Below are 19897 nucleotides of genomic sequence, written 5' to 3'. Positions count from 1 at the left end.
TCACCAGCCTCCCGAGGCGCCTCCGCCCCCGCTCGAACCACCGCCGAAGCTACTTCCACCCCCCCCACCCCCGCCGCCAAAGCTACTGCCCGAGCTGCTCGACGAGGTCGAGATGCGCGGCAAGATCACGGTGCGCACCGTCTTCTTGTTGCAGCGGACGCAGCGTCCTTCGACCCGGGCGACGCCCGTCGAGTAGGTCGTGGCCATCTGGATCGTCTGCTGCGGGCCTTCCTTGAACGTGCGGCTCTTGCACGAGGGGCAATCGCCGTAGCCCGAGAAGTAGCTGACGTAGCGCTCGGTGTCGGCGTGCAGGCAGGCCGGGCAGTACCAGACATCGTAGTCGACCGAACCGATCTTCTCTTCGAGCTTTTGCGCGTCGCTGAGATATTCGTCGTCTTGCTCTTCGCCGAGGCGCTCGAGCGCGGTACCGCATTTCGAGCAACCGCGGGGGCCGTACCGGGCGTACTTGCGCCAATGGCTCCACAGCGCCGCGCCGCTAGCGGCGATGGCTCCTCCCAGCCAACCCCAAGGCTGCTGGCGCTGGGGTAGATTCAGGACGAACGCGATCGCGACGCCGAGGATCGTCACCATGACGAGCGCCGCGATGAAGAAGTACCACGACGAGAAGGCGCGATGGTAGGCGGCCCAAAGGCTGAGGGCGAACAGCACGACGGCCGCGCCGATCGTGACCCAGGTGGCGAGCCGCGCTTCGCGACGCGGCATGTGTACGAACTGGGGTGCGGAGTTCGGCACGCCGCGGGCCGCCTCGCGATTCTCGCGCAGGATACGATCGATCTCTCGTGCCCCATCGCGAATGCCCACGGCGAGCTCGTCCCGTTTGAAGGCGGGAATGATGAAATCGTCGCGGATCTCGCCGCACAGGCTATCGGTCAGCAAGGGCTCGATTCCCCGTCCGACCTCGATGCGCATGCGACGCTCGTTCGGCGCGATGAGCAGCAGCACGCCGTTATCGAGATCGCGCCGGCCGATGCCCCAGTCGTTGAATAGTTCGTTGGCGTACTCTTCGACCGTGAGGCCATCGAGCGAGGGGACCGTGACGATGGCGAACTGCGCCGTGGTGTCCGCTTCGAGCCTTTGGCAAAGTGTTTCGAGCTCGGCCGCCTCGGCGGCAGGCAAGACCGCGGAATAGTCGTGGACGCGCTTGGTCAGATCCTGCGGCTGCACGACCGCAAGCACCAGTGCGACCAGGGCGAGACAGTTCGTCATAGACAGGTAGGCCGGGTGGCCGAGCGTTTCTTGGCCGGTGGAGGTGAGCTTTCGGACGCCAGCCAGCGCCCAGAGGCTAGCACGCCCGGTCTGGGGCGTCTACTTGCCCAAGCGTGTCGGGCGTTGCGTTGTTACCGGCGATCGAGCGTCCGACGCTCTCAGAGGGCGCGAATCGCCTAACGCCAAACGCTTGGCTTGAGCTAGAATTGTCGAATGTAAGAAGTCAGATTCCCGGCGAATCGCCCCCATCATGGCGACCATGGATTCCGTACCCGTGAAGCGTGCCTTGCTCGAGCGTCTCGCGGCGTTTGGTCAGGAGCATTTGCTGCGCTATTGGGACGGGCTCTCGGCGGTCGAGCAGGACGAATTGGGCGTCCAGATCGACACCGTCGATTTCGCCGAACTGGCTGACCTGTTCGCGCACCAGGTGGCGACGAACGACGCGGCGGCCCGCGCCCGACGCGCCGTGCCGCCGCCGGCGTTTCGTCTGCAAGACGCCCCCGCACGGCGCCAGACAGCCCGCGAACGTGGCGCCGCGGCGCTGGCGGCCGGCGAGATTGGCGTCGTGCTGGTGGCGGGGGGGCAGGGGACGCGGCTCGGATTCGAGCGGCCGAAAGGCATCTACCCGATCGGTCCGATCTCGCAGGCCTCGCTGTTCGAGATCCTGTTGGCCAAGACGCAGGCCGTGGCCCGACGCTATGGTCGCGCGGCGCCGCTGTATCTCATGACGAGCCCCGCGACGCATGCCGAGACGGTGGCCTATCTCGGCGCTCGTGGCGAGTTCGGCTTCGCCTCGGGGGACCTCGCGGTCTTTTGCCAGGGGACGATGCCGGCCCTCGACATGGCCACGGGCAAGGTGCTACTGGCCGAGCGCGGGCAGTTGCAGCTCAGCCCCGATGGCCACGGCGGCACGCTCCGCGCGCTCGACCGTAGCGGGCTGCTCGCCGCGATGCGCGAGCGCGGCATCCGCCAGTTGTATTACATGCAGATCGACAACCCGCTGGTCTCGGTCTGCGATCCCGAGTTCATCGGTCTGCACCTGCTCGAACAGTCCGAGATGTCGACGCAGGTGATCGCCAAGCGGGCCCCGCGCGATCGCGTGGGCAATGTCGTGTCGGTCGATGGCCAGGTACAGATCATCGAGTACAGCGACCTGCCCGACGACGTGGCCGAGGTTCGCGAGCGCGATGGATCGCTGCGCTTCTGGGCGGGCAATACGGCGGTCCATGTCTTCGACGTCGACTTTTTGGCGCGAGCCGCCCGTTCGGCCGACGCCTTGCCCTTCCACCTGGCCAAGAAGAAGGTCCCCTATCTCGACGCGGCGGGGCGCATGGTAGAGCCCGACGAGCCGAACGCCATCAAGTTCGAGCGGTTTATCTTCGATCTGTTGCCCGCGGCGCAGCGGGCGATCGTGGTCGAGATTGACGCGGCGCGCGAGTTCGCGCCGGTGAAGAATGCTCCCGGCTCGGCGACCGATTCGCCGGAGAGGGTGCAATCACAGATGATCGCCCTGCATCGCGAGTGGCTGACGGCGGCCGGCGCCCGCGTGGCGCCCGACGTGGCGGTCGAGATCAGCCCCTCTTTTGCGCTCGACGCTGCGGAATTGGCGACCAAGATCGAGCCGGGACTGCAAGTGACCGAACCGCGCTATTTCTGCTAGACTCGCGATCATGCGGTGCCGATCGCCTGGCGTGGGCGATGCACCGCGTGCTTTCGCGGAGAAGTCATGCTGCATGCGGTGATTATGGCGGGGGGATCCGGCACACGGTTCTGGCCGGAGAGTCGCACGGCGCGCCCCAAGCAACTGTTGCGTCTCGCGGACGAGCGTTCGATGATCGCGGCGACCGTCGCGCGGCTCGGCGATCTCGTGCCGGCCGAGCGCGTGCTGGTGGTGACGAACGACGTGCAGCGGCCTGGCATCGTCGCGGAGTTGCCAGCTTTGCCCTCCGACGCCGTGTTGGCCGAGCCATGCAAGCGTGACACCGCCCCTTGCATTGGGCTGGCAGCCATCTGCATCTCGCGGCACGATCCCGACGCCACGCTAGCGGTCATGCCGTCGGACCACGTGATCGTCACCGACGAGGCCTTTCAAGACGCGCTCGAACTCGCCGAGCAATTGGTCGACGAGTCGCCGCGGCGGATCGTCACCTTCGGCATTCGCCCGACGTATCCGGCCGAGACGTTCGGCTACATCGAACGGGGCGCGCCACTCGATGCGAAATATCAAAACGTTTTCCGCGTGACGCGCTTTCGCGAGAAGCCGAAAGCAGAAGCAGCGCGCGAGTATCTCGCCTCGGGCAACTTCTATTGGAACTCGGGGATATTCATCTGGCAGGCGAAGACGATTCTCGACGCGCTCGAACGGCACCAGCCGGAGATGTTCGCCCACCTCAAGACAATCGCCGCCGCCTGGGACACGCCCGCGCGCGACGAGGTCCTGCGGCGCGAGTTCGCGGCGATCAAGCCGATTTCGATCGACTATGCCGTGATGGAGAAGGCGGACGAGGTCGTGGTGATCGAGGCCCCCTTCGATTGGGACGACGTCGGCGGTTGGCAATCGTTCGCGCGCTTGCGCGGTGCGGATGATGCCGGCAACACGATCTCCGGCAGGCACCTGGGCGTGCGCACGGCAAACACGATCGTGCGCACCGATGAGAAGCACTTGGTCGCGACGCTGGGCGTGCAGGATTTGCTCATCGTGCATACGCCCGATGCCACGCTGGTGGCCAATCGCCACGACGAGGAGGCGATTCGCGAGCTGGTCCGCCTGATCGAGGAGCATGGCTGGCATGAGTACCTCTAGCACGCCACCACCTCCTCCGCCGCCGCAACCGCAGCCACCGGGCCGCGTGGCGGGCATCGACTACGGCACCGTGCGGATCGGCGTGGCCATTTCCGACGCCGAGCGCCGGCTGGCCAGCCCTTACGAGAATTACACGCGCCGCGACAAGGGGGCCGATGCCCGTTGGTTCCAGCAGTTCGTGAAGGAAGAGCGGGTCGTGTTGTTCGTGGTGGGGCTGCCCCTCTATCCGAGCGGCGATGAAAGTGCAAAATCGTACGAAGCTCGCCAGTACGGCGCCTGGCTCACGGAGACGACGGGCGTGCCAGTCGAGTTTTTCGACGAACGCTATACCAGCGCCGAGGCGGAGCAGATGCTCCAGGCCGCCGAGCTGACGAGCAAGCGCCGCAAGGCGCGACGAGACATGCTGGCCGCGCAGATCATCCTTTCCTCTTATCTCGAGTCGGGCGGACACCGAGGCGAACCGGGTCCGCTCGAAGATCGGCGCACGTGAGCACGAAACTCATCTTCGGTTGCGGATACCTGGGCCTCCGCGTCGCCCGACGTTGGCGCGAGGCAGGGCACGAAGTGTACGCCGTCACGCGCAGCATGGCCCGGGCCGAACGACTGCGTGAGAAAGGCATTCGCCCCTTCGTGGCCGACGTGACGCAGCCCGGCTCGCTCGACGGACTGCCCGTCGCTGACACAATCCTCTACGCGATCGGCTTCGACCGCAGCTCGGGCCGTACGATGCACGAGGTCTACGTCGGCGGACTGCGCGCGGCGCTCGACGCGATTCCCGACGCCAGCGGACGACTGATCTACATCAGCTCGACCAGCGTCTACGCGCAGCGGGATGGCGAGTGGGTCGATGAATCTTCTCCCACCGAGCCGACGCGCCAGAACGGCATCGACTGCCTGGCCGCCGAACAAACCTTGATGAAGCACCGCAGCGGCGCCCGGGCCGTGATCCTGCGCCTGGCGGGCCTTTACGGACCGGGCCGCATCCCACGTCGCGAGACGCTACTGGCGGGCGAACCGATCGCCGCGGCCGCCGAAGGCTTTTTAAACTTGATCCACGTCGATGATGCGGCCAATGTCGTGCTGGCGGCGGAGACCAACGCACGCTTGCCGAGTTTATACGTCGTCGCCGATGGGCAGCCGGTGTTGCGGCGCGAATATTACAAAGAGCTAGCCCGTCAGCTCGGGGCCCCGGCACCACGGTTCACCCCGCCGCCCGCCGATGCACCGGCCGCGGCCCGCGCCACGACCGACAAACGCATCTGCAATGCCCGCCTACTGGCCGAACTTCGGCCGGTGCTCTCTTGTCCGAGTTACCGCGAGGGATTAGCGGCGATCTTGGCTGAGGGGGAATAGTACGACAATGAAACCTCGAATTTGGTTTCGGCGCACATGGCACCGGTTGAAACGACAGGTACGGTTTCGCTTCGGACCAAAGCCAGTTATCCGCCATCCCCAGCCATGTCCACAGTGTGGCGGTTCATTGGTGTGGGGTGCCCGACAAAGCATATCCGGCAATGAGATTCGGGCAGAGACCGATTTTCGATGCGACAAGTGCGGGTGGACTGCAAGCAAACCAGGTGATTAGCCAGACGCTGGATTCTGAGACCTGCCCGGCAAAGCAAACCTAAATGCTAACCGCGCAAGATTTTGCTCAGTGCTATAGACGCTGTAAGATGAACGCCACACATTCTTCCCATTCCTTCGCCGACGTCGTCCATTCGTGACAGGCGCAGCGAATCCTTGCTCCAGCAGATCGGTCGAGGCTGATGGCGATCTTCGATCACTGGCATCCGATGCTTGCCATGTCCAAGCTCGGGACTCAGCCGGCGCGGGTGCGGCTGGGCGGACGCGATATCGTCCTCTTTCGCGGCCAGAACGGCCAGATCGGGGCGCTCGATAATATGTGCGTCCATCGCCGCATGGATCTCTCTCGCGGCTGCGTGATCGATGGCCGGCTGCAATGCACCTACCACGGTTGGACCTACGATTGCGAGGGGAACGGCGAGAGCCCCGGCACCCCCAAGTTGCACGCCAAGACGAACAGCTACGACACCGCCGTCGCACGCGACTATATCTGGATCAAGCGGGCCGGCGCCGTAGCAGAAATGCCGCAGTTCACGGCAATAGAAAGCTTCGCGCACATCGGCACGCTCGAGCATGTGATCCAGGCGCCGCTGGAAGTGGTACTCGACAACTTCACCGAGGTCGAGCACACGCCCACGACGCATGCCAATTTCGGCTACGACCTGTCGCGGATGAGCGAGGTCGAGACGCGCGTCGAGCCGGAAGACTCGAGCATCCGCGTCGTGAACTCCGGTCCGCAAAAGAAAACCCCCTGGCTCGTATCGGCCATCTCGGGCCTGCACCGCGGCGATCATTTCGTCGACGATTGGACCACCTACTTTTCGCCGGTCCACACGATCTACAACCAGTACTGGATCGATCCTCAGTCGGGCGAGGAGCGTCGCGACCGCTGGCGGGTCTGGGTCTTCTTCAATCCGCTCGACGACGAACGCACCCAGCTCGTGACGTTCGCCTTCTTGCGCGCGCCGAGCGCCGGCCGCCGCGCGTTCATTGCGCTGACGAAGCCGGCGCTGCGGGCCCTGGTGAATCTCGAAGTGAATTGCGACGTGAAGATGCTCGAGCAGTTGGCCGACAAGAGCCCCGCGCTCGAAGGGATGAAGCTCAGCCGCTTCGACCGCGTGCTGGGGCTGAACCGCGACCGCATCGAGCGGATCTATCGTGGCAACGTAAAGCCCGAAACGGTGACTCAAGAGGCCTGATTCCAGCTCTCCCCAAGGTTCTGGAAGCCGCTTGCCGGCGGTCGTTCGACCACCGATAATCGGCCCGTGCCATGACACATGGTCGAAGGCCCTCGCAGGGGATGCCGCCCGACCGGCACAATCTCTACCACTGCGGTAGACCATCGAGATTCATTCGCTACGAACCTGACTCCGAGGATGCACCGATGAAATTGTCTCTTCGTTTACTTTCGCTCGCGCTGGCCCTGATGATCGGGGCGGTGTGGATCGCCGATTGCCGCGCGGCCGATGGCGAATGGGTTTCCTTGTTCGACGGCAAGACGATGGAGGGCTGGGAAAAAGTCGGCGGCGACAAGAGCGTCTGGGAGGTCAAGGACGGCGCCCTGGCAGGCTCGGGCGCGGCCTCGATGCTCGTCAACACGACCGGCCCCTATAAGAACTTCAAGTACCGCGCCGAGGTGAAGATCAACGACGGCGGGAACTCGGGCCTCTACTTCCGCACGAAGCGCCGCCCCGGCTTCACCGACGGCTACGAGGCGCAGATCGATAGCACGCATAGCGATCCGATCCGCACCGGCTCGCTCTACGGTATGTGCCACGTCTACAAGCCGCTCGTCAAGCCGGACGAATGGTTCACCTACGAGCTCGAAGTGAAGGACGACGTGTGGCGCGGCCGCAAGGTCACCAAGATCAAGATCACCGTCAACGGCGACGAACTGTACGAATACTTCGACTTCGACCAAACGTTCAAAGAGGGGCACTTTGCCTTCCAGCAACACGATCCAGGCAGCAAGGTTTCGATCCGCAAGGTCGAAGTGATGGAACTGCCGGCGAAGTAGCAGCAGATTGCCGCGCATGGGCGCGCACAGACCAACGGGCGGGTGGCACCGACGATTTTGCGGAGTGGTTTTCTTTGCTTTGAGAATATCCCTCGCAAAATCGTCGGTGTTGCGCAGCAACAAGAGGTCCGTGCAGAATTTGAATCAACAGAGGGGCAAACCATGGCCGAATCGCGAGCTAGTTACGAGGAATCGATTCGTCGTATTCAGGAGTTGGGATATCTCGGATCGGATGAACAACCTCCGCTGCCCGATCACCTGCCTCAATACGACGATGACGAGCCGCTGGGTCTGACGTTCTTTCGCACACGTGTCGGCGAAGGGGACGATCTATCGAACTTGACGATCCCGCGGACCTTCTTCGGTCGATCCGAGATTCGTGACACATCGTTCCGTAACACCGACCTGTCGGAGTCGAATCTCTGTTGGAACGATTTTATTGATGTCGATTTCACGGGTGCGGTTCTGACTCGATCCGACATGCGCGCATCGATCTACGAGCGCGTCAATTTCAAATTCGCGGACTTACGGCATGCTGACTTGAGACGCAGTAAGTTCGAGACCTGCACATTTGACGATGCACTGATGGATGGCGCAGTGCTGACAAGAGGGCAAGGAACCTGCCTGCTCTTGGACGACCTGCAGCGACGAGTCGTCGCCTGGAGTAACGACGAAGGACCGGAACCGCCAGGAGGCTAACGGAAAGACGTACTTCCACGCGAACCTACGGGTCAGGCAGACTTCTCTCGTCATCGCTACAATGGCACCACAGAATTGCTCGCCTCATATTCCTGCCTAGCACGCATTGTCGAGAATGCTCCATGACTCATCGCTTTAAATTGCTCTCGGTTGCTATGATCCTTCCCTTCATTGGATCGACTCTGTTGTCGACGCTATACACCCAAGCCGCCGATAAGCCGGGCGTCCTGGTCCACGAATTCCTCTACGACAAAGCCCCGTTCCCTTCGTGCCACGCCTCGACGATCGAGCAGACGCCCAAGGGGCTGGTGACGGCCTTCTTCGGCGGATCGGACGAAGGGAACGACGACGTCGGCATCTGGGTCTGCCGGCACGACGGCTCGACATGGTCGGCGCCGGTCGAGGTGGCTAACGGTGTCATGGTGGCCAATGGCGTCGAGTCGGCCGAGAAGCGCTATCCCTGTTGGAACCCGGTGCTCTACCAGGTACACGACGGTCCGCTGTTGCTCTTCTACAAGGTGGGGCCAAACCCGATCGAATGGTGGGGCATGCTCATTCGCTCGGAAGACTACGGCCAGACGTGGTCCGCGCCCGAGCGGCTGCCCGACGGCATCCTCGGCCCGATCAAGAACAAGCCGGTGCCCGTCAAAGACGCGCTACTCTGCCCCTCGAGCACGGAGCGGAAGGGGCGCGACTGGCGCGTGCATCTCGAGCGCACGCCCGACCTGGGCCGCACCTGGACGAAGACCGACTCGGTGGCCGATCCCAAGCAGTTTCGCACCATCCAGCCGACGATCCTCTTCCATCCCGAAGGCAAGTTGCAGATCCTCTGCCGCAGCGGCAAGGGAAAAATCGCCCAGTCCTGGTCAGAGGACGACGGGCAGACGTGGTCTCCCCTGACGGGCATCGACTTGCCCCATCCCGACAGCGGCATCGACGCGGTGAACCTGAAGGATGGGCGGATGCTATTGGTCTACAACCACACGCGCCGCGGCCGCAGCCCGCTCAACGTGGCCCTCAGCAAAGATGGCCAGATGTGGGAAGCTGCCCTACCGCTCGAAACCGAGCCAGGCGAGTTTTCTTATCCGGCGGTAATCTGCACCCCCGACGGCCACGCGCACATCACGTACACCTGGAAGCGGAAGAAGATCCGCTACGCCGAGATCGATCCGGCCAAACTCGACACGAAGCCGATCGTCGACGGCAAGTGGCCTGGATAGGAATACGGCTCGCGCGGAGCACCGTAGGTCACGCACCCCGTGCGTGACAATATTCTGCCCGTCATTCTACCCGTCGAGTCGATGGAACACGCGGTTGGGATGTACGTGGCGAAAGGACGCCTGCCAGCCGCGCAAGGTCTGGTTCAGCCGCCCCAACGACACGACGAAGAATCGAGCACCAGCAAAAAGGCCCAGCCGCCCCCGCATAAGGGAACGACCGGGCTTCTTGATTTGCTGGATACGTCCTGCACCGTCGGCATGGACTGCGCCCGGGGCGTGAAACTACTGCGCCACGCCCGCTCCGGCGATCAGCTTGATGAAGTCTTTGTTCGACTTGAATTTGCCCAGCTTCTGCGTGAGCTGTTCCATGGCGTCGACGTGATGCATCTGCGTCAGCGTACGGCGCAGCATGGTGACGGCATGCAGCGTCTCGGGATCGAGCAGCTTCTCTTCGCGGCGCGTACCCGACTGCGTAATGTCGATCGCCGGCCAGACGCGACGGTCCGACAGCTTGCGATCGAGCACCAGCTCCATGTTGCCGGTCCCCTTGAACTCCTGGAAGATCAGCTCGTCCATGCGGCTCCCCGTGTCGACCAGCGCCGTGGCGACGATCGTCAGCGAGCCTCCCTCTTCGAACACGCGGGCCGTGGCGAAGAGCTTCTTCGGAATGTCGAGCGCCTTGATATCGACGCCCCCCGACATCGTCCGGCCGGTGTTGCCGACCCACTTGTTGAACGCGCGGGCCATGCGCGTGATCGAATCCATCAGCAGAAAGACGTCCTTGCCCATCTCGACCAGGCGCTTGCAGCGCTCGACGACCAACTGCGACAGACGCACGTGGCTTTCGACGTCGCGGTCCAGACTGCTGGCCACCACTTCGCCCTTCACCGAGCGGCGCATGTCGGTCACTTCTTCCGGACGCTCGTCGATCAGCAGCACGATCAACGTCACGTCGGGATAGTTTTCCGAGATGGAATGGCTGATCTGTTGCAGCATCATCGTCTTGCCGGTGCGCGGCGGAGCGACGATCAAGGCACGCTGCCCCTTGCCCAGCGGCGTCAGCAGATCCATCACGCGGGTAGTCAGCGGCTGCTGCCCCGTTTCAAGCTGCAACCAGCTCTCCGGATTGATCGGCGTGAGCGAGTCGAACGTCTTGACGTTCGCATAATCGGCCGGCGGCATGCCGTCGACGTCGATGATCTCGCGCAGACGCGGTCCCTGCTGCTTGCGATTCGGCTGCACCATGCCGTTGATGAGCAACCCTTCGCGGAGGCGGAACTTTTCGATCATCGCCCCCGGCACGAAGGGATCGGTCCGTTCGCGCTGGTAGTTATTCTCGACCGAGCGGAGGAAGCCGTAACCGTTGGGGTGCAGTTCAAGCACGCCGCGGGCAGGCTCAAGCGGCATCGGTTCGCCGTTTTCCTGCAGCTCGGGCTCGGCCTGATGACTGCGATTCCCCGGATGAGGCCGACCACGGAAACGGCCTCGCGGACCGTTGTTATGCCCGTGCTGTCCCCCCCCCGGTCCCCCTTGGCCCTGACCACCATACCCAGGACCACCACGGCCGCGCGGGCGCCCGCCCTGCTTCTTCTTTTTCATCTTGAATCACCAGCGGAGAAAATCCGGCCCTATAACTCTGGCGCAACTTGGTTGGCAAACCACACGGGCGGTGCGCACGCCCCGCGTGAGGGTCGGAACGACCGCCGGGGCGGCCGTTGCATCAAACATGCAGGATGGAGGAATCGGAGCGAGTCCGATTCCTGTTCGCTCAGAGATCAAAGCTCATCCACGACTTGGCAATCGAGGACAGAGTGGCCGTGCCGCAACCAAAGGCGACTGGCACGGATCGAACGAACCCCAGCGCGGTTTCGCGCGGGATTTTATGGCTGCCAAGCGGCAACAAGCCGGCGGCTCTCTCACGCAACCCAATACACAAGGGTCACGCCAAGCTCGCCAAGCACTGAGGCCAACGAGGGCAGATTAACCACCTACGGCAGGCCTGTCCCACGAACAACAGCCACTCACCGTGAGGCTGTCGGAAACACAAATCCGGGAAGGCCGGTGCCCAAAGGCGCCATGCTTGTTCCCCCTGTAACTCACTTCCTGACAGGGAGACGGGGCCAAAGATTACTTTGCGACCCCGTAGCGCCTAACTCGTGTAGGCAGAATCAAAACTACGATAATCCTAGTTAAGTTTCGGAACGTGTCAAGCACGAAATCGAGTGGGAATTGGGAAAAACAAGCCCTGCCCGCCTCGCCCAGATCCGCCAGCAAGCGTTGTGCCGATCACCCGATCGGTGGGCGGTCCCCCACCCGCCAGCACCCCTCGGTACCGGGCGCCGCCGCGGCTATCCTGAACCTTGTCGTCCGGAGTTTCGTCCGACGTTTTTTCTCCCGCTCTCGAGTCGCCAGCCGGGCGACCGCCCCTCCATGGTTCGTTCGCCCGCTCTGGCCAAGATCCTCACGCTCGACCCGCGCCGAGATCATCAGGAAATTGTCTTTCTGAGCAGCGCCTACGAATTCCCTTGGGACTTCGAACGCTCGCTCGAGTTGGCCCTGCTGCGGACGTTTTGCGTCCCCACGATCTCGGCCATCCTCGATTGCTCGGGCGAGTTCGCCCAGCGCGCCGCCAAACGTTACGACGACACCGAATTGATCCTGGCGGAAATCGTCGAGCACGGGTACGACAGCCCGCGCGGCGGAGCGGCCCTCCGCAGGATGAACGAAATCCACGGCCGCTTCAAAATTCAGAACGACGATTATCTCTACGTCTTGAGCACGTTCATCTACGAACCTATACGCTGGATCGCTCGCTTTGGTTGGCGCCCTCTCACCGAGCAGGAGCGCCTGGGCAGCTTCTGGTTCTGGTACGAGATCGGCACTCGCATGGGCATCCGCGACATCCCGGCCGACTTCGACACCTTCGATCGCTTCAACCGCGGCTACGAACGCGATCGCATCCGGCCTTGCGAAACCAATCGCCGCGTCGGCGCCGCCACGCGGGCCCTCTTCCTGAGCTGGTTTCCGCGCTACGCGCATCCCGTCGCCGGCGCCATGGTCGACGCGCTGGTCGACGACGTCATGCGCGAGGCGCTTTCGTATCGTGCCCCCCTGCCTGGGCTACGCCCGCTACTCCACGGCCTGCTTCGTCTGCGCGCTGGCGCCGTGCGCTGGTTGCCTCCGCGACGTCACCCGCGCCTGCTCACCCAGGTCCAGCGGCGCAGTTATCCGCGCGGTTACGAAATCGATCAGCTCGGACCGCCGAGCTAGCTTTCGCATCTTCTCCGCTCGACGATAGCAGCATCCTGCTAGCAGCGCGTCGCGATCGAAAACACCCGAGAAAGCAGCAGAGCCGTTACATTTTCACGCCATTCGGCGCGAGGTAGCGTCCGATAAACACCCACGGCAGCCCAAACTCTGCTGCGCGGATCGACGTTCCCCTGTCGGTGGAACCGGGCAGATCGCCTGCGGCGTCGCGAAGATCGCGGCGCGCGGGCATCGTCGATTCGTTCGCCGTTGGCATGCATACACGCGCTTACGAGGCTCAAGGTCGATGCGTCAATTCATCTGGCATTCTGTCGTCGTGCTGCTGGCTCTGCACTACGTCGCGGCCGCCGAGGCTCAACAGCCGATCGCGTGGCAGCAGGATCTCGAAGCGGCCAAGCGCCTTGCCGCCGAAACCAACCGCCTGGTGGTCGTCCACTTTTGGGCGCCCTGGTGCGATCCCTGCATGGCGCTCGAGCAATCGGTGTTCAACCAGCCCGGCATGGCCGAGCAACTCGAGGCCAAGTTCGTGCCAGTGAAATTGAACGTCGATCAGAATCGTCCCATCGCGGCCCAATACGGCGTGCGCTCGATTCCGACCGACGTGATCATCAAGCCCGATGGTTCGGTCGTCGGCACGACCCCCAGCCCGCAGTTGCCGCATCACTACCTGGGGCGTTTGAATCAAATCGCCGCGAGCGCGATGCCGGCCGCTGATGTCGTCGCCGCGCCCACCACTCCGCCGGCGCCGGCGGCAACTCCTGGGCGGCCACAGAAAGAAGATCGCTACGCCGGCTACTATCGCGAGCAGGGCATGGATCCGAATTCCCCCCCCGCCGCCTCAAGCACGCCGAGCTACCAGGCGCCGCCAGCCACGGACGTCGCGGCGAACCAGGTGCCGATGAACCAACCCCTTCCTGCTTCGCCGGCTCCCACCGCGCCCGCGATCGAGCAGTATCAGCAGCCGCAGTTGCCGGGAAACAGCATGCCTTCGCCTCCCCCCTGGGCGGCCGCCGCGGGCACTCCGCAGCAGGCTCCTCCGATGGCGCCGATGCAGCAGCCGACGGCTCCGCAGATGCAGCCGCAACAAAATCAAGTCGCCGGGCAGACGGCCACCGGACTGCCCCCGGGCAGTCCGCCCCTCGGTCTCGACGGCTACTGTCCCGTGCAATTGATCGAAAACTGGACCTGGGTCGTGGGAGATCGCCAATGGGGCGCCATTCACGAAGGTCGCACCTACTTATTCGCAGGTCCCCGCGAACGACAGTTGTTCCTCGAAAATCCGCATAAGTACGCCCCGGTCGAAGCGGGCGACGACGCCGTCGTGCTCCGCGAGCAAGGCGTGCGCGTGCCGGGTCGCCGCGAGTGCGGTGGCGTCTACGACGGTCGGCTCTATCTCTTCTCGAACGAACAGTCGTACGCCAAGTTCGAACAGGCCGCCAAGCTGGCCGGTAGCCAACAGCGCCCCAGCCCCTACGCCGTCCCCATCATGCAGGCCATGCGTCAGTAAGAACGGGGAGCAGTGGAGAAAAGAAAGTAGACGCAGCGACGCAGCGGGCAAGTTGAAATCACTGGCACTCCCGGCTCTTCCTTTTCACTCACCCGCGCTGTCCGCGGTGCAGCACCTGATCGATCGCCACGGCGGCGATGATAATGCCGCCGACCACCACCTTCTGCAGTGGATCGCTCACGCCGGCATAGACGCAGCCATTGCGGAGCGTCGTCATCGTGAGCGCCCCAACGATCGATCCCAGCACGCTCCCGCGTCCGCCATTGAGACTGCCACCGCCGATCACCACGGCAGCGATCATCTGCAACTCGAGCCCCAGTCCGCTCGTCGGGCTCCCCTGCTTGTAGAGATCGTTGAAGTCGAACACGCCGGCCGCCCCCATGAACAGGCCCCCCAGCGCATACACGGCGACCTTCACCGCCGGCACGTTGATGCCGCACAACCGCGCGGTCGCCTCGTTCGAACCGAGCGCGAACACGTACCGCCCAAAGACGGTATAGCGCAACACAAAGGCCAGCACGAGGCCCAGCGCCACGACGATCCACGCCCCAGTGGGCACCAACTGCCAACTCCCCGGTGGCGGCGTGTTCAACAGCGTCGACATCCAGTCGGGCGCGTCGGGGGCTTGAATCTTCTTCTGATCCGAGACCCATTCGGCCAGTCCGCGAAACACGAGCATCGTGCCCAGCGTCACGATGAAGGGGACCAGCCGCAACCCGGTCACGAGCAACCCGTTCGCCGCGCCGCACAACAGTCCCAGCCCCAGCGCGAGCGCCAGCGATTCCATCGCGCCGTGGCCATTCTTCAAGAGGATGGCCAGCGACACGGAACAGAGCGCGAGAATCGATCCGGCAGAAAGATCGATGCCCCCGCTGATGATGATCACCGTCATCCCCAGCGCGCCCATGCCGACGATCGTGCTCTGCTTGGCAATCAGCTTGAACCACCGCTCTGCCAGAAACGGATTGTCCGGTTTGTAAAGCTCCTGGTAGATGCCAAAGATGGCGATCACGACCAGCAGTCCCACGAACGGCGCCACCGCTGACCAGATCGTGCGCCACGTGGCGCGCGTCGCCACTCGGGCAGTGTTCGCGGCAAGCTCTCCACGGCTCAGCATGCCACCTGCTCCCGGCCCGTGGCACAGTGCATGATCGACTCCTCGTTCCACTCGCGCGTGGGGCGCACCTCGCGCAGCTCGCCGCGGCACATCACGCCGATGCGATCGCACACGCCGAGCAACTCGGGCAGGTAACTGCTCACCAGCACGATCGTCTTGCCCACACGCGCCAGTTCTCCAATCAGACGATAGATCTCGGCCTTCGTCCCCACGTCGATACCGCGCGTCGGCTCGTCGAGCAAAAACACCTCGGCCTCCTGGTGCAGCAGCCGCGCAATGGCGATCTTCTGCTGATTGCCGCCAGAAAGCTCGGCGATGGCCTGACCTGGTCCTGTCGTCTTGCAGCGCACCCGCTCGATATACTCGCGCACCGCCGCGTCGCGCCGGCGTAGATTGAGCACCCCGCCCCGACCATACTTCGAGAGTCGCGTGTAGGTCAGGTTGTCGGCGATCGAAAGTTCGACGGCGAGCCCCTCCTCCTTGCGGTCTTCGCTCACCAGCCCCAGTCCACGCTCGATGCTTCGCCGCGGCGAGCGCCCCACCGGCGCCACGCGCGCGCCGTCGACGATCGCCACTTCACCCGAGGCGACGCGTTCCAGACCGAAGATCGCCCGCACCAGCTCGCTGCGTCCCGCGCCGATCAAGCCGGCCAGCCCGAAGATCTCGCCGCGATGCAATTCGAGCCCCACGCCGCGCGGCGACTTCACCCCCGAGAAATTTTTGACCCGCAGCACCACTTCACCCGCTTCGTGCGGCACGTGCGGAAACAGCTCGTCGAGATCGCGCCCCACCATCTGCCTGACGATGGCGTCGAGCGTTGTCTCTTCGATCCGCCCACTCGCCACGGTGCGCCCGTCGCGCAACACGGTGTACGTGTCGCTGATCTCGGCCACCTCTTCCAGGAAGTGACTGATGTAGATGATGCCCAGACCCGCGGCGCGCAGCTCGCGAATCACCTGGAACAGGCAGGCCGTGTCTTCTTCGGTCAGCGAGCTGGTCGGTTCGTCGAAGACGAGTACCCGCGCGTCCGAGGCCAGCGCCCGCGCAATCTCGACCAGTTGTTGCGCGCCGATCGAAAGCGTTCCCACGGGAACGTCGAGCGGCAGCTCGGCCTGCGCCAATCGCGCCAGCGCCCGTCGCGCGATCTGTCGACTCTCGCGCCCCCTCAACAGGCCACAACGGCTGCGTTCCTGGCCGAGCAGGATATTCGCCTCGACCGAAAGATGCGGCGCGAGATTCAACTCCTGAAAGATCATCGCCACGCCGCGACGGCGTGCATCGGCCGGACCCGTCGGCGCGTAATCTTCTCCCGCCACCGTCATGCGCCCGGCGTCGGCGCGAATCGCGCCGGCCAGGATTTTCATCAGCGTGGATTTGCCCGCGCCATTCTCGCCGATCAGCGCGCGGACCTGGCCCGCTTCCACCTCGAGCGAAACGCCCGCAAGCGCCTGCGTCGCCCCGAACCGCTTCGACACGTCCGACATCGTCAACAGCGGTCTGTTCATGCGCGGCATCAGGTCTTTCAGTCCACCGACTCGGGATGCACCAGCGACTGAATTTCCGCGTCATCCACGTTCTCGTCCGTGGCCAGCACCTCGCGGGTCTCGATCCGCTTCGGTACCTCTTCGCCACGGAGATGCTTCACCATCGTCTGCACCGACTCGTATCCCATTTGCACCGGGTCCTGTAGCACGGCCCCCTGCATCTCCTTTTTGTGCAACCCGTCGACGATATTGTCCCCCGCGTCGAAGCCAACAAACTTCACCTTGCCGGCCAGGCCGCGTGCATCGCGCCGCAGCGCGGTGAGCATCCCCGAGGCGGTCGATTGATTCGGACAGAAGATGCCGTTCACCTGGTCGCCGAAATTCGCCAGCAGGTTTTCCGATAACTCGATCGCGCCACGCTCGTCGGGGCCCGCGTACTTGTCGGCCGAGAGGATCTCGATGCCGGGCGAATTCTTGATCTCATCGAGAAAGCCCTGCTCGCGCTCCTCGGTACTCTGCGAGTTGATCGCATAGCGCATGAGAATCACTTTGCCCTGCCCACCCAGCAATTCGGCCAGTCGCTTCGCCGCCACCTGACCTCCGCGGTAATTGTTCGTCGCCACATAGCTGACGATGCCCGAGTCCCCCTCGAGCGCCGAATCGAAGATCAGCACCGGCACGTTCTCGGCGATCGCCGCATCGACCGGTTGCCGCAGCGCCCGCGCGTCGAGCGGCGCCAGGCAGATGCCGTCGTACCCGTCGGCCACAAAACTCTCGATGATCTTGATCTGGTCGCTCGTGTCCCCCTCGCTGACGGGGCCCTTCCAGGTCACCTCGACGTCGTCGAGCTCGGCGTCGGCCTTTTCGACGCCGGCACGCACCGAGTACCAAAAGTCGTGGCTGGTCCCCTTGGGAATGACCGCGATGCGGAGCTTCTTCGCGGTGCCACCGGCCGGAGCGTTGCTCGCAGCGCCGCCACAACCCACCCAGGAAACCATCGACACCACGAACGAGAGCGCCAAGAGCGCGGCCAGCGAGCGTCGCGCGGGCATGTGCTTCCCCCAACTTGCAAGGCGAACGGAATCCACTCGACAGGTACCGCCGCGCGAGCCACCACCCTCGGCGAACGGCGAGCCTTTGAGCATACTAACGGACCGTAGCCGCAACAAGCTGCGGCGGAGAGCGGGTAGTGACTGACTCACACCACCATCAACCACCGACGAACAATCTTCCACCAGTGCCGCGCATCGCACTCGCGGTCGCGATCGCACTGCGCCTGGCCGTGCCGCTCATCGCCTGGGTCTGCGGAACTGCTCCCACATTCTTCCACGAGCCCGACACGAAGGCCTACCTGCTCATCTCTCAAAGCCTGCTCGAGTCGGGTCGCTTCGAGCGCGCCGGAGAACCCGAGGTCTTTCGCACGCCCGGCTACCCCGTGCTGCTGCTGACGGCCGTAGCGCTCGATCGAGTCGAGATCGTGACGATCGCCCTGCAGATCGCCTTGAGCATCGGCACCGTGCTGCTGGCGTATCGGCTCGCCTGGGCACTGTACCAGCGGCGCGACATTGCCTCGGCAGCCGCCTGGTTCGCCGCCTGCGAACCATCGGCCATTCTCTACGCCTCGAAGCTGCTGACGGAGACGCTCTTCACCTTTCTCTTCCTGGCCGGCCTTTACCTAGTCGTGTGTTACCTGCAAGGCGGACGCGCGCGAACACTACTCGCGGCGGGCGTGTGCTTCGCCGCGGCCACCTATACCAGGCCGGTCGGATATTATTTCGCTCTCTTCGTCGCGCTGCTGCTTCTCGCGCGGCTCTTCCTCGAACGCGAGCTTTTCTCGCGACGCAGCCTTCCAGCGTTTGCCTATCTGCTGCTCGTCGTCGCGCTGATCGTGCCGTGGCAAGTGCGCAATCACCAGCAAACGGGATACGCCGGTTTCTCGTCCTGGCCCGTGAACGCCCTGACCTACTACAGCTCGATTGTGCGGCAGCGAGAGCCGGGCGATTCGCTCATCGCGGCCATGTCGCGGGCCCGCTTCCTCGACGACGTCGAGTTCCGCGAGGCCCATCCCGAGCAGGCCCCCTGGACACCAGCCCAACGTTTCGCCGCTCAAGAAGAGGCCGCCTGGCCCGCGTTCCGCGCGGCGCCTGGCTCGACGTTCAGGGTCTACCTCCAAGGCGTCGCGGCCACCATGACCGACAACGGCATGACGATCGTGCAGGGGCTGGCCGGCCCTCTGCTCCCGCACGACGACGATGCGGCGGCCAAGGCCCCGCTCGGCCACTTGGGGCGCGTCGGGCGTGCCCTCGTGCGCCGGCCGGCCTTCGTGCTGATTTACGCCATGCTCCAGGCGATCCTGCTCGGTTATATTGGATTTGCGGTGTGGGGCCTGGTGGCGAATCGCAACCACGGACGCTGGGAAGCTCTCCTCTTGCTGGCCGCCGCCCTCTATCTGCTGCTCGTCAGTGGAGGACCGTTCGGCTCGCACCGCATGCGCGTGCCCATCATGCCGTTGATCTCGACCTTTGCCGCGGCAGGGCTTTGCCACGTGAAAGCCATCGTCGAACGTCGCCGCGCGCGACGCGAGTAATTCCATGTCTCAACCGCCGGCCGAACAGCCTTCGTCCAATCTACCTGCCGGCTGGCTCGAATCTCCCTGGCTGTGGTTCGGGCTCTTCGCGGCCATGGGCATCTTCGCCCTCCTGGTAGTCGCACCGAAGTACGCCCGCCGCCAGGGGCGTCTCGAACAACGCTACGAAAATCGTCTCCGCATCGAGGAACAACGCCGTGCCGCCGCGCGCGATGATGGGAACACCCCCTCCACCGAAGCACCCACGCGCATGGGCGATGCCCGCGCCAGCTCGTCGCTGGCGCCGATCGCGCTGGTGCTGCTCGTTGGCTTCTCGGGCGCTGCGTTTTTCGTGTGGTGGCGCGCGAGACGTCCTGCTCCCTGGCATCCGGCCGATGGCCCTTAG

At 64.1% G+C, this 19897-nt stretch carries 18 protein-coding genes; 12 read left to right on the top strand and 6 right to left on the bottom strand.

All coding sequences use genetic code 11. The features are described from left to right. Positions 1-1227 carry a TPM domain-containing protein gene (locus KF708_05580; protein ID MBX3412171.1) on the bottom strand — a complete coding sequence of 409 codons (1227 nt, stop codon included), beginning with the start codon at positions 1225-1227 and terminating at the stop codon, positions 1-3. Positions 1228-1486: 259 nt separating this feature from the next. Between KF708_05580 and KF708_05575 the strand changes: the two genes are divergently transcribed. From KF708_05575 to KF708_05540, 8 genes are all read left to right on the top strand, one after another. Further along, complete coding sequence (locus KF708_05575; protein ID MBX3412170.1) at positions 1487-2887, top strand: UTP--glucose-1-phosphate uridylyltransferase; 1401 nt, start codon at positions 1487-1489, stop codon at positions 2885-2887. Positions 2888-2953: 66 nt separating this feature from the next. Then, a complete protein-coding gene (locus KF708_05570; GenBank protein MBX3412169.1) occupies positions 2954-4030 on the top strand; it encodes a mannose-1-phosphate guanylyltransferase in 1077 nt (358 codons plus the stop codon). Beyond that, complete coding sequence (gene ruvX, locus KF708_05565) at positions 4017-4520, top strand: Holliday junction resolvase RuvX (GenBank protein ID MBX3412168.1); 504 nt, start codon at positions 4017-4019, stop codon at positions 4518-4520. Before KF708_05570 ends, ruvX begins: the two co-directional genes overlap by 14 nt. Then, a complete protein-coding gene (locus KF708_05560) occupies positions 4517-5383 on the top strand; it encodes an SDR family oxidoreductase (protein MBX3412167.1) in 867 nt (288 codons plus the stop codon). Before ruvX ends, KF708_05560 begins: the two co-directional genes overlap by 4 nt. Before the next feature lie 449 nt (positions 5384-5832). Then, positions 5833-6813 carry a Rieske 2Fe-2S domain-containing protein gene (locus tag KF708_05555; protein ID MBX3412166.1) on the top strand — a complete coding sequence of 327 codons (981 nt, stop codon included), beginning with the start codon at positions 5833-5835 and terminating at the stop codon, positions 6811-6813. A gap of 185 nt (positions 6814-6998) precedes the next feature. After that, entirely contained in the window at positions 6999-7631 is a 633-nt protein-coding gene (locus KF708_05550; protein MBX3412165.1) for a DUF1080 domain-containing protein, read from the top strand. Between the two features lie 42 nt (positions 7632-7673). Then, positions 7674-8330 (top strand): pentapeptide repeat-containing protein, encoded by a 657-nt coding sequence (locus tag KF708_05545; GenBank protein ID MBX3412164.1) that lies wholly within the window; start codon positions 7674-7676, stop codon positions 8328-8330. Between the two features lie 122 nt (positions 8331-8452). Further along, positions 8453-9550, top strand: a complete 1098-nt coding sequence (locus KF708_05540; protein ID MBX3412163.1) for an exo-alpha-sialidase — start codon at positions 8453-8455, stop codon at positions 9548-9550. Positions 9551-9832: 282 nt separating this feature from the next. Here the strand turns inward: KF708_05540 and rho are convergent, their stop codons facing one another. After that, positions 9833-11149, bottom strand: coding sequence for a transcription termination factor Rho (gene rho, locus KF708_05535; GenBank protein MBX3412162.1), 1317 nt, complete (start codon positions 11147-11149; stop codon positions 9833-9835). A gap of 831 nt (positions 11150-11980) precedes the next feature. Between rho and KF708_05530 the strand changes: the two genes are divergently transcribed. Then, positions 11981-12820, top strand: coding sequence for a DUF2236 domain-containing protein (locus KF708_05530; protein ID MBX3412161.1), 840 nt, complete (start codon positions 11981-11983; stop codon positions 12818-12820). 85 nt (positions 12821-12905) lie between these two features. On the opposite strand, the gene KF708_05525 is transcribed toward KF708_05530, so the two are convergent. Then, positions 12906-13049 (bottom strand): hypothetical protein, encoded by a 144-nt coding sequence (locus KF708_05525; GenBank protein ID MBX3412160.1) that lies wholly within the window; start codon positions 13047-13049, stop codon positions 12906-12908. A gap of 54 nt (positions 13050-13103) precedes the next feature. Here KF708_05525 and KF708_05520 point away from each other — a divergent pair, with 54 nt between their 5' ends. Then, positions 13104-14324, top strand: a complete 1221-nt coding sequence (locus KF708_05520; GenBank protein ID MBX3412159.1) for a thioredoxin family protein — start codon at positions 13104-13106, stop codon at positions 14322-14324. Positions 14325-14412: 88 nt separating this feature from the next. On the opposite strand, the gene KF708_05515 is transcribed toward KF708_05520, so the two are convergent. The 3 genes from KF708_05515 to KF708_05505 are packed head-to-tail and all read right to left on the bottom strand — an operon-like array spanning position 14413 to position 17977. After that, complete coding sequence (locus KF708_05515; protein MBX3412158.1) at positions 14413-15441, bottom strand: ABC transporter permease; 1029 nt, start codon at positions 15439-15441, stop codon at positions 14413-14415. Continuing rightward, positions 15435-16946 carry a sugar ABC transporter ATP-binding protein gene (locus tag KF708_05510; GenBank protein ID MBX3412157.1) on the bottom strand — a complete coding sequence of 504 codons (1512 nt, stop codon included), beginning with the start codon at positions 16944-16946 and terminating at the stop codon, positions 15435-15437. The genes KF708_05515 and KF708_05510 overlap by 7 nt, the downstream gene beginning before the upstream one ends. Positions 16947-16963: 17 nt before the next feature. Next, positions 16964-17977, bottom strand: coding sequence for a substrate-binding domain-containing protein (locus KF708_05505; GenBank protein ID MBX3412156.1), 1014 nt, complete (start codon positions 17975-17977; stop codon positions 16964-16966). A 137-nt stretch (positions 17978-18114) separates the two neighbouring features. Between KF708_05505 and KF708_05500 the strand changes: the two genes are divergently transcribed. Together KF708_05500 and KF708_05495 are read left to right on the top strand one after the other, a co-directional pair. Further along, complete coding sequence (locus tag KF708_05500; GenBank protein MBX3412155.1) at positions 18115-19512, top strand: glycosyltransferase family 39 protein; 1398 nt, start codon at positions 18115-18117, stop codon at positions 19510-19512. A gap of 4 nt (positions 19513-19516) precedes the next feature. Further along, entirely contained in the window at positions 19517-19897 is a 381-nt protein-coding gene (locus tag KF708_05495) for a hypothetical protein (protein MBX3412154.1), read from the top strand.

The organism is Pirellulales bacterium (genome assembly GCA_019636335.1).
GTDB lineage: Bacteria > Planctomycetota > Planctomycetia > Pirellulales > JAEUIK01 > JAHBXR01.
The sequence above is the reverse complement of the archived record's forward strand: the minus strand, read 5'-3'. Positions and strand labels throughout refer to the sequence as shown.

Bases quoted from the DNA above. Each gene is read 5' to 3' on its own strand.
- KF708_05580 (MBX3412171.1), bottom strand. From the start codon at position 1,227: ATGACGAACTGTCTCGCCCTGGTCGCACTGGTGCTTGCGGTCGTGCAG.
- KF708_05575 (MBX3412170.1), top strand. From the start codon at position 1,487: ATGGATTCCGTACCCGTGAAGCGTGCCTTGCTCGAGCGTCTCGCGGCG.
- KF708_05570 (MBX3412169.1), top strand. From the start codon at position 2,954: ATGCTGCATGCGGTGATTATGGCGGGGGGATCCGGCACACGGTTCTGG.
- ruvX (MBX3412168.1), top strand. From the start codon at position 4,017: ATGAGTACCTCTAGCACGCCACCACCTCCTCCGCCGCCGCAACCGCAG.
- KF708_05555 (MBX3412166.1), top strand. From the start codon at position 5,833: ATGTCCAAGCTCGGGACTCAGCCGGCGCGGGTGCGGCTGGGCGGACGC.
- KF708_05550 (MBX3412165.1), top strand. From the start codon at position 6,999: ATGAAATTGTCTCTTCGTTTACTTTCGCTCGCGCTGGCCCTGATGATC.
- KF708_05540 (MBX3412163.1), top strand. From the start codon at position 8,453: ATGACTCATCGCTTTAAATTGCTCTCGGTTGCTATGATCCTTCCCTTC.
- rho (MBX3412162.1), bottom strand. From the start codon at position 11,149: ATGAAAAAGAAGAAGCAGGGCGGGCGCCCGCGCGGCCGTGGTGGTCCT.
- KF708_05530 (MBX3412161.1), top strand. From the start codon at position 11,981: ATGGTTCGTTCGCCCGCTCTGGCCAAGATCCTCACGCTCGACCCGCGC.
- KF708_05525 (MBX3412160.1), bottom strand. From the start codon at position 13,049: ATGCCCGCGCGCCGCGATCTTCGCGACGCCGCAGGCGATCTGCCCGGT.
- KF708_05520 (MBX3412159.1), top strand. From the start codon at position 13,104: ATGCGTCAATTCATCTGGCATTCTGTCGTCGTGCTGCTGGCTCTGCAC.
- KF708_05515 (MBX3412158.1), bottom strand. From the start codon at position 15,441: ATGCTGAGCCGTGGAGAGCTTGCCGCGAACACTGCCCGAGTGGCGACG.
- KF708_05510 (MBX3412157.1), bottom strand. From the start codon at position 16,946: ATGAACAGACCGCTGTTGACGATGTCGGACGTGTCGAAGCGGTTCGGG.
- KF708_05505 (MBX3412156.1), bottom strand. From the start codon at position 17,977: ATGCCCGCGCGACGCTCGCTGGCCGCGCTCTTGGCGCTCTCGTTCGTG.
- KF708_05495 (MBX3412154.1), top strand. From the start codon at position 19,517: ATGTCTCAACCGCCGGCCGAACAGCCTTCGTCCAATCTACCTGCCGGC.